Here is an 8,993-nt window from a genome sequence, read left to right on the forward strand (position 1 = left end):
GCATCATAAGCAAAAAAATAACGGCCATTTTCCCAACGGTGTTGATTAAGAAAAGCATAGATGCTAGTTGCGGCTTCACTCTCTGAAGCACTAGATTCATAAATTTTTTCAATGGTGCGTTTAAAAGTTGTCATCTCAGCAATCAAATCTTCTTTGATATGCTCCAGCTTGGATTGCTCGTAAAAAGCAGAAATCGAACGCGTTACAGTATCAACCTGCCCCTTTAACTTTTCATCAAGGACAACTGCCAATTTACTCCTTACATTGCTTTCTTCAGCTTTAAGCACTGCATTTTCTGTATTTATTAGAGAGGTGATAAAAAAACCGCCCATTAATAACAGTGGGACGCACAATGTAATGATAAGCTTCGCTTTCATTGTAAATTTCATAAACTTAACCTTATTATTTTACTATTTATTCAGACAATATATGATATATGGCCGCGCATTATATAGAGGATAATATTATTTAAATGCAATTCATTTACACTTCATTGAGATTGATCAAGTAATAACCGTAAAACATTTATGAACATCATGGCAAAATAATCTAAAGACGTTGCATACAAAGAAGTTACTGGCATAGCTATTGTAATTGGGCTCTACTTTTTACTGTACAATGCCAGTCTGCTCCTGCGATATAATCACCATCAAGCCATATCAGAGGAACTGTTACTGGCGTTTTAGAACAAGATGTTTTTTTAGATATAAGATTTACAGAGGATACAATGTTTAACTGGAATAATATTGATACAGTGCTTTTAGATATGGACGGAACGCTATTAGACTTGAGATTCGACAACCTATTTTGGTTGCATCATGTACCCTCTGAAATAGCACGCCAACAGAAAATTTCAGTGCAACAGGCAAAACAGAAAATGGCATCACAATACGATGCTGTTAAAGGTAGCCTGGATTGGTACTGCATTGACTATTGGACTAAACAAACCAAGTTAGATATTCGTCAATTGAAAGTTGATAATGCAGAAACAATCGCGATGCGTGCTGATGCAATCCCATTTCTACAGGCACTGAAGCAGCGAAATATTCAGCGCGTATTATTAACCAATGCCCACCCGGACAGTCTGGCAATAAAGATACATCGCACTGGTTTAGACCAACATTTAGACCATATTTACTCTACCCATGAGTTTGGGCATTGCAAAGAATCACCAAAACTGTGGCAAGCGCTATTAGCGCACCACCCATTCGATCCAAAGCGCACACTATTTATAGATGATAATGAAGAGTTGCTGCTAATTGCCCAACAATTTGGTATCCGCTATGTGCTCGGGATTGAAAATCCTGACTCAGGACTTGTGCATCAAAACTTTGACCATTGTCCGGCAATTCACGATTATGATGTATTAACCAAAGAGCTTGCCGTTACGAAAAGTTAATAGGAATTGACTGTTTAGCTATAATACCAATTCCACTAATTAGATGATCTATTTAGACGCAGGACAAATGGATGAAAGCCAGGCTTTGATTGCAGTAACCAGTTGTTCTAATTGCAAAATCAATAACGAAGCTAGCAGTTATTTTCTTAGCAGGTTATAGCAAATAACCTGACTAAATCTTGTAAAAAAAATGGTTATCCAAATTCTTGGATAACCATTTTTTAATCAATAACCTGAGCAAAGTTTCACGTTAACAAAATCCAGCAAAAAAACTATTTGACCACAGTTAAGCTTGGACGTTTCCCGCTCTTCGGTTTATCAACATTATCGGCAATAGGCTCAGCTGCTTTATCAAGAGCTTGGTAAGCAGGCTCTTCAGGAAAGATAGTCCCGGCACCATTCTCTTGTGCATAAATACCTTCTATTGCATACAAAGGTACATAAACTTGCATCGGTTGCCCGGAAAAGCGGGCATTAAATGCAACAGCATCATCATCCATTGAAAACTGCACCACTGAACGAGGCGCAATATTAAGGACAATTTTTCCATCTTCGACAAACTGCTGAGGTACTTCAACACAAGGTTGGTTTGCATCAACAATGATATGTGGCGTACATTCACTATCAACTATCCAGTTATAAAATGCGCGTAAAAGATATGGACGTTGCACTAACATGTTATTCATAATACCAGCTCCGTTAAGTTAGTTTTCTATTGAAGTACAGTAAAAATTACTCAAGACAACAGATTAATTACAATAAAATCAATAATGAAGCTAGCATCTCTTTTAACCGGCTTAAATGAATAAAGATTTATCGAAATTGGTATTAGATACCTACTCGAATTTCACGTTCAGTTTCAGTCATTGATGCTTGAAAAGATTCACGTTCAAATACTTTAACCATGTAACTTTTGATACCACTCACATTTTCAATACCTAAATCAATTTTCAATTCAGGTAAGCGCCATAACAGTGGAGCCATGTAACAATCAACCAGAGTGAACTCTTCAGACATAAAGTAGGCAAAGTGATCAAATACAGGTGCAATTAACAAAATTGCATCGCGCAGTTTTGTACGGGCAGCATCGGCAGCTTGCAGATCATTACCCATAATAATTTTCACTAATGGATACCAATCGCTTTCAACACGCTCCATCATTAAACGGCTTTTACCACGTTCAACAGGGTAAACAGGCATTAGTGGCGGATGCGGGAAACGCTCATCTAAATATTCCATAATAATACGTGAGTTGTATAAAACTAATTCACGATCAACCAATGTAGGTACATTGTTATAAGGGTTTATTTCAACTAACTCTTCTGGCCAATTATCTTCGTCAGCAAAAGTGATCTCTACATTGACGCCTTTTTCAGCCAATACAATACGTGTTTGGTGACTATATAGATCTGAAGCACCCGAAAAGAGTGTCATTACAGAACGTTTATTTGCGGCTACAGCCATGGAAATCCCCTAATATATGAATAAATTGGTATGTTTAACAAGCAAAAACGGCAATGATGATAAATACCACCATTGCCGATAATTAACAGCTAATATGAAAAGCTGCGATCAGTGAACGTCGCGCCAGTATTCTTTCTTAAGTAAATAGCTAAGAATAAATAAGATGATTAAGAAACCTATTACCCAAACACCTAAGCTTTCACGCTCTAACTTGTTTGGTTCACCTGCATATACAAGGAAGTTTACCAGATCTAACACCGCATTGTCATACTCATCGGATGACATCTCACCCTGTTCATTACTCTGCAAAGCAACAATCTTTTTATGCTCAACACCATCTACCACTGTTGTTTCATAAATAGCCGTTGGAATCCCTTGTAACTCTTCAAGCACATGCGGCATAGCAACATCAGGAAAAACGGTATTGTTTACTGAAAATGGACGTGTTTCATCTTTATAAAAAGAACGTAAATATGTGTAGATCCAATCTGCACCACGTAAACGTGCTTCTAAGGTTAAATCAGGTGGAGCATTACCAAACCATTTTACCCCCTCTTTTTTATCCATACTATTGACCATCAGTTCACCAATTTTACTATCGGTAAAAATTAGATTCTCTTTCATTAAATTTTCAGGAATATCTAAGTCATTAGCAATACGCTGGTAACGTTGGTAGCCCGTTGAGTGACATGCAAAACAGTAATTCATAAACAGTTTTGCACCACGTTGTAACGATTCTTTATCGCTTAAATCATATTGCGCTTTATCTAGGTGTACATTACCCGCAGATGCAAAAACAAGCGTTGGTAACAGTGCCACTAAGGCAATCATTAATTTTTTCATTTGAATGTTAACCTCGTTGGTAGTGGCTTAGTTTTTTCATTTTTGCTGTAGACCCATAGCGCAATAAAGAAACCGAAGTAACCGATTGTGCCAATTTGTGCAATTTTAGTTAATAATGGCGTTGCTGGTAATGCCCCCAACACACCTAATACGATGAAAGAGATAATGAACTGAGTAATATTCAGTTTGTGTTTCCAACTGCGGTAACGCATTGATTTAACTTTACAGCGATCGAGCCAGGGTAAGAAGAACAGAATAACAATCGAACCGCCAAAGAACACAACGCCGATTAACTTATCAGGGATGGCACGTAAAATGGCATAGAAAGGCGTGTAATACCAAACGGGTGCAATATGATCCGGTGTTTTTAGGCCGTTTGCAGGTTCAAAGTTTGGCGCTTCAAGCAGATAACCACCACCTTCCGGCATAAAGAAGATAACCGCACAGAAGAAAATCAAGAACCCTGCCACCCCCATAATATCTTTTACCGTAAAGTAAGGATGAAACGGGATTGCATCGATAATATCTTTCTTGCCGCTATATTGTTTATGGAAAGTAAATTTACTTTTTGCATCGCTAGGTACTGAGCCTTTTTTCTGTTTTATTTCAATACCATCTGGATTATTTGAGCCCACTTCGTGCAGCGCCACTATATGTAAAAATACCAGAACAACAAGTGCTAATGGTAATGCAATAACATGCAACGCAAAGAAACGGTTTAGGGTTGCACCTGAGATAACGTAATCACCTCGGATCCACAGTGTTAAATCATCACCAACAAAAGGAATTGCACCAAATAGAGAGATAATGACTTGTGCTCCCCAGAAAGACATTTGCCCCCAAGGTAATAAGTACCCCATAAATGCCTCAGCCATCAACGCAAGGAAGATAAACATACCGAAGATCCAAATAAGCTCACGTGGTTTTTGGTAAGAGCCATAAATTAACCCTCGGAACATATGCAGATAGATAACAACAAAGAATGCAGACGCGCCCGTTGAGTGCATATAACGTAATAACCAACCGTAAGGTACATCACGCATAATGTATTCGATTGATGCAAATGCACCTTCAGCAGAAGGGTTGTAATGCATGGTTAGCCAGATACCGGTTAAAATTTGGTTAACTAAAATCAGCATCGCTAATGAACCAAAAAAGTACCAAAAGTTAAAGTTAACGGGTGTTGGATATTGTGCGAGATGTTTATTCCACGTTTCCGTCATTGGAATACGCGCATCAATCCAATCCACCGTGCCTGTGACCAATTTTTTAAGCATTAGGCATCTCCTTTATCTAAGCCGATTAGAATTTTTGTGTCACTCACATAATGGTGCGCTGGGATCACCAAATTTAATGGTGCAGGTACATTTTGAAAAACACGTCCCGCCATATCAAATTTTGACCCATGACATGGGCAGAAGAAACCGGACTCAACACCTTCAACTTGCTCAGAGAAGGAGTCGGGAAGATAAGTCGGCGAACAGCCTAAATGAGTACATAAACCAACAGCAACAAAAATTTCTGGTTTTAATGAGCGTCCTGCATTCAGCGCATATTCCGGCTGTTGTGGCTCTTGTGAATTGGGATCGCGTAACTGCTCATTAAGCGTCGCTAATTCATCCATAATTTTTTGTGTGCGAGACACAATCCAAACAGGTTTACCGCGCCATTCAACTCGGATTAACTGCCCCGGCTGGATTTTACTAATATCAACAGCAACAGGGGCTCCAGCCGCTTTTGCTTTTTCACTTGGGCTCCAAGATTTCACAAAAGGTACCGCAACAGCAGCGGCCCCTACTCCACCAACAACAGCGGTTGTTAGTGTCAGAAACTTGCGGCGACCAGAATTAACAGGCGCATTGCTCATTTAACCATCTCCATTGTGAGCTACTAATACCACTGGTAGAAAGCAGTTCATAAAACATAAAACTGGGATGCACTTCAATCCGTTGAAATTACAACTTAGATGGGTGCATAAAACTGTTTGAATTTTAAAGAAACAGCTAATAATTTACAAGCTATTAACATTACTTTTACCAAAGCAGTGAAAGAAAAGCATGGCTTAATTGACCATGCTCTCATTAAGTGGAATATTTATCAGGAATATAGTTAACAATTAACGCTTATTCAGGTTTATCCATAATTGAACTAGCGCTATTCTTTGCTAAACCAGCAAGATCTTTATCAACCCAGAAAAGTGCTTTGCCATCTTCTCCGACTAATAGTATTTTATCTAGAATGCCTTTGAATAATTTCTCTTCTTCATGCTGCTCTGCAACATACCATTGTAAAAAGTTAAATGTAGAGTAATCATGTGTTGTGAACGCGACATGAGTGAGTTCATTGATCTTTTTTGTAATTAAGCATTCGTGCTTATAAGTTTCAGTAAAGATCTCTTTTAAGGATTTATACTCATGGGGTGGCGCTTCTATTGTTCCTAGAATGGGCAATGCACCTGTTTCACTAACATAAGTAAACAGACGATTCATATGCAGCATCTCCTCAGCAGCATGCTCCCGTAACATTAATGCAGCCCCTTCGAAACCGTTTCCTTCACACCATGCACTCATCTGCAAATATAAATTTGATGAATAAAATTCAATATTGATCTGTTCGTTTAATTTTTCAACCATGGTTTTTGCTAACATTTAAGACTCCGTTAAAATTAAAGGAATAAATAAACATTAGACTGTTATACCAAACTAGGTAAGTAAATAATCTAATATTGCGCAGGAAAAATTAATGAGAGCAAGGCGTTTGATTGAGCAATAGCTGGCTATTGGGATTGAAAACAACGAAGTTATCGTTAATTTTAACCAGCAAGATTGATTAGATATTTACCTAGATTGGTATTATGCCGAGCACGCCAAACAACAGGCAAAAAAAAGCCCAGTAAAAACTGGGCTTTTGCAATTCCGGAAACGTAAAAATTAACGTTTTGAGAACTGTGGACGTTTACGTGCTTTATGTAGACCCACTTTCTTACGCTCAACGATACGAGCGTCACGAGTTACAAAGCCTGCACCACGTAATTCAGAACGTAGTGTTTCGTCATATTGCATTAACGCACGAGTGATACCTAGACGGATTGCGCCAGATTGACCAGTAGTACCACCACCTTTAACAGTGATGTTTAGGTCAAATTTTTCAGTTGAGTTAACTAGCTCTAATGGTTGACGAACAACCATACATGCAGTTTCACGACCGAAGTATTCATCGATATTGCGTTTGTTGATAGTGATTTGACCACTACCAGCTTTCATAAATACGCGAGCTGTAGAGCTTTTGCGACGACCAGTGCCGTAGTATTGATTTGCCATTGTTTTATTCCTATTAGATGTCTAAAACTTGTGGTTGCTGTGCAGAATGTTGATGCTCAGTACCAGCATAAACTTTCAATTTACGGTACATTGCGCGGCCTAAAGGACCTTTTGGCAACATACCTTTAACAGCTTTCTCAATAACACGTTCAGGTGCACGCACGATAAGATCTTCAAAGCTAATTGATTTAATACCACCGATGAAACCTGTGTGGTGGTAGTAAATTTTACCTTTAGCTTTATTACCAGTTACGGTAATTTTCTCAGCATTAACAACGATGATGTAATCACCAGTATCAACATGCGGAGTGTATTCTGCTTTATGTTTACCACGTAAACGTAAAGCGATTTCAGTAGCCAGACGGCCTAAAGTTTTACCTTCAGCATCAACTACAAACCAGTCGCGTTTGACTTCAGCTGGTTTAGCAACAAAAGTTTTCATTAAGTTCTACCCAAATTAATGATTTAAAAAAATATGATTATCAAATTTGATAATCAAAAATGTATTTGCCATTCCGTATCCCTTCGAATACGTCAAGCGTAAACAACAGATCCACCATATATATTTTGGGGGGTGGATAACGTGGGCGGCGACATTGTACAGAAAAACAATACAGAGATCACCCTATTATTGTAATAATCAGTGTGTTTCTTTTTTCTGTAAATTATCTTCAATATGATGGGCTTGTTTTAAATAAGTACAACTTTGCATCTCTAATAAGCGCGAAATACAGCGCTGAAATTCAAAACTTAACTTTTTACCAATATAAAGTTGCTCAATCTCCACTTCAGCAGAAATAATCAGTACTACGTGATGCTCATAAAACTCGTCGATCATAGTTATAAAACGACGCGCAGAATCATTTTTCGAGTCATTCATCTGCTTGATATTAGCAATTAGAACAACGCGGTATAAAATCGCGATTTCAATGTAATCCAATACACTTCTCGGCCCTCCACAAAGCACTGCAAATTCAATGCTTAATGTATCGGCACTGTTAGCAATGGTTTTAATCCGGCGCTGATTTATCTTTATCGCTTGCCCGTAAACCTTGTCACCTTGAGCTAGATTTTCAAAACTGAACGCAATCTGCGAAAAAGCATTGTTATCTAATGGATAGTGGTAAATTTCAGCTTCAATCAAACGGCCTAATCGATAGTCGCGCCCGCCATCTAAATGAAAAATATCACAGTGATTGTTAATTAATTCAATCGCGGGTAAAAAACGAGCGCGTTGTAATCCATTTTTATAGAGAAGATCTGGGTGGAGATTGGATGTCGCGACCAGTACAACACCTTGCTCAAAAAGTTCGCTTAACACGCCCGCAATTATCATCGCATCACTAATATCATCAACAAAAAACTCATCAAAACACAACAGGTCGGTTTCCGATGCAAATGTTTTAGCAATCTGTTGTAAAGGATTAACCTGCCCTTCTAACAGTGCCAGTTGTTTATGGACTCTTAACATAAAGTGGTGAAAATGCAGGCGTAACTTACGCTCGCTTGCTAAACTATGAAAAAAAAGATCCATTAAATAGGTTTTACCCCGTCCAACACCACCATAAAAATAAAGCCCTTTTATTAAAGGCTTGTGCTTCTGTGTAATGCCGATTTTTTGCAGAAAACGTGAATAAATAGAGGTTTTGCTATTTGCTATCTCTGTTTGTTTTCGTAAATCCAAATATAAACGTTGTAAATGTTCTATTGCGATTATTTGAGCAGGATCTGCAGAGAAGTTTGATTTTTGTAAATCAGCTTGATACAGCGAAAGTGGTGTCACAAATAGCTCAGTATAAATAGCGGGAAAATTTGACTTGATATTTAACCTGGCAGTAAAAGTTATTCAACATTATTTTGAATTATTATTTACAAGTGAGAAACGTATCGCTGTTTTATCTGCATTTACAGAACTATCATTAAGTCGTTATGTTATACCCATGATACTTCAAGATGCAAAGTCAGCA

The 8,993-nt window shown here is 38.1% G+C and carries 11 protein-coding genes; 1 reads left to right on the forward strand and 10 read right to left on the reverse strand.

Annotation, left to right across the window (positions count from 1 at the left end):
- On the reverse strand, positions 1 to 389 hold a 389-nt coding region (locus tag AC4GME_RS14840), incomplete at its 3' end, for a cache domain-containing protein (protein WP_490379663.1).
- 338 nt (positions 390 to 727) lie between these two features.
- Here AC4GME_RS14840 and yrfG point away from each other — a divergent pair.
- Positions 728 to 1,399: a GMP/IMP nucleotidase gene (gene yrfG, locus AC4GME_RS14845; RefSeq protein ID WP_490377849.1), complete on the forward strand. Its 672-nt coding sequence runs from the start codon at positions 728 to 730 to the stop codon at positions 1,397 to 1,399.
- A 272-nt stretch (positions 1,400 to 1,671) separates the two neighbouring features.
- On the opposite strand, the gene AC4GME_RS14850 is transcribed toward yrfG, so the two are convergent.
- From AC4GME_RS14850 to zapE, 9 genes are all read right to left on the reverse strand, one after another.
- The gene (locus AC4GME_RS14850; protein WP_490377850.1) at positions 1,672 to 2,085 is read right to left on the reverse strand and encodes a ClpXP protease specificity-enhancing factor; all 414 of its coding nucleotides are present in this window, start codon (positions 2,083 to 2,085) and stop codon (positions 1,672 to 1,674) included.
- A gap of 142 nt (positions 2,086 to 2,227) precedes the next feature.
- The gene (sspA, locus tag AC4GME_RS14855; protein WP_490377851.1) at positions 2,228 to 2,863 is read right to left on the reverse strand and encodes a stringent starvation protein SspA; all 636 of its coding nucleotides are present in this window, start codon (positions 2,861 to 2,863) and stop codon (positions 2,228 to 2,230) included.
- 108 nt (positions 2,864 to 2,971) lie between these two features.
- A complete protein-coding gene (locus AC4GME_RS14860; RefSeq protein ID WP_490379664.1) occupies positions 2,972 to 3,706 on the reverse strand; it encodes a cytochrome c1 in 735 nt (244 codons plus the stop codon).
- On the reverse strand, positions 3,703 to 4,983 hold the full coding sequence (locus tag AC4GME_RS14865) for a cytochrome b (RefSeq protein WP_490377853.1): 1,281 nt from the start codon (positions 4,981 to 4,983) through the stop codon (positions 3,703 to 3,705). The genes AC4GME_RS14860 and AC4GME_RS14865 overlap by 4 nt, the downstream gene beginning before the upstream one ends.
- The gene (gene petA / locus AC4GME_RS14870; protein ID WP_490377854.1) at positions 4,983 to 5,573 is read right to left on the reverse strand and encodes a ubiquinol-cytochrome c reductase iron-sulfur subunit; all 591 of its coding nucleotides are present in this window, start codon (positions 5,571 to 5,573) and stop codon (positions 4,983 to 4,985) included. Before petA ends, AC4GME_RS14865 begins: the two co-directional genes overlap by 1 nt.
- Before the next feature lie 256 nt (positions 5,574 to 5,829).
- A complete protein-coding gene (ftnA, locus tag AC4GME_RS14875) occupies positions 5,830 to 6,354 on the reverse strand; it encodes a non-heme ferritin (RefSeq protein WP_490377855.1) in 525 nt (174 codons plus the stop codon).
- Positions 6,355 to 6,636: 282 nt separating this feature from the next.
- Positions 6,637 to 7,026, reverse strand: a complete 390-nt coding sequence (gene rpsI, locus AC4GME_RS14880) for a 30S ribosomal protein S9 (protein ID WP_490377856.1) — start codon at positions 7,024 to 7,026, stop codon at positions 6,637 to 6,639.
- 13 nt (positions 7,027 to 7,039) lie between these two features.
- Positions 7,040 to 7,468 carry a 50S ribosomal protein L13 gene (rplM, locus tag AC4GME_RS14885; protein WP_490378567.1) on the reverse strand — a complete coding sequence of 143 codons (429 nt, stop codon included), beginning with the start codon at positions 7,466 to 7,468 and terminating at the stop codon, positions 7,040 to 7,042.
- A gap of 198 nt (positions 7,469 to 7,666) precedes the next feature.
- Positions 7,667 to 8,809, reverse strand: a complete 1,143-nt coding sequence (zapE, locus tag AC4GME_RS14890; RefSeq protein ID WP_490378566.1) for a cell division protein ZapE — start codon at positions 8,807 to 8,809, stop codon at positions 7,667 to 7,669.
- Between the last annotated feature and the right edge of the window lie 184 nt (positions 8,810 to 8,993).

This window comes from Psychromonas sp., assembly GCF_983033635.1.

Bases quoted from the DNA above. Each gene is read 5' to 3' on its own strand.
- yrfG (WP_490377849.1), top strand. From the start codon at position 728: ATGTTTAACTGGAATAATATTGATACAGTGCTTTTAGATATGGACGGA.
- AC4GME_RS14850 (WP_490377850.1), bottom strand. From the start codon at position 2,085: ATGAATAACATGTTAGTGCAACGTCCATATCTTTTACGCGCATTTTAT.
- sspA (WP_490377851.1), bottom strand. From the start codon at position 2,863: ATGGCTGTAGCCGCAAATAAACGTTCTGTAATGACACTCTTTTCGGGT.
- AC4GME_RS14860 (WP_490379664.1), bottom strand. From the start codon at position 3,706: ATGAAAAAATTAATGATTGCCTTAGTGGCACTGTTACCAACGCTTGTT.
- AC4GME_RS14865 (WP_490377853.1), bottom strand. From the start codon at position 4,983: ATGCTTAAAAAATTGGTCACAGGCACGGTGGATTGGATTGATGCGCGT.
- petA (WP_490377854.1), bottom strand. From the start codon at position 5,573: ATGAGCAATGCGCCTGTTAATTCTGGTCGCCGCAAGTTTCTGACACTA.
- ftnA (WP_490377855.1), bottom strand. From the start codon at position 6,354: ATGTTAGCAAAAACCATGGTTGAAAAATTAAACGAACAGATCAATATT.
- rpsI (WP_490377856.1), bottom strand. From the start codon at position 7,026: ATGGCAAATCAATACTACGGCACTGGTCGTCGCAAAAGCTCTACAGCT.
- rplM (WP_490378567.1), bottom strand. From the start codon at position 7,468: ATGAAAACTTTTGTTGCTAAACCAGCTGAAGTCAAACGCGACTGGTTT.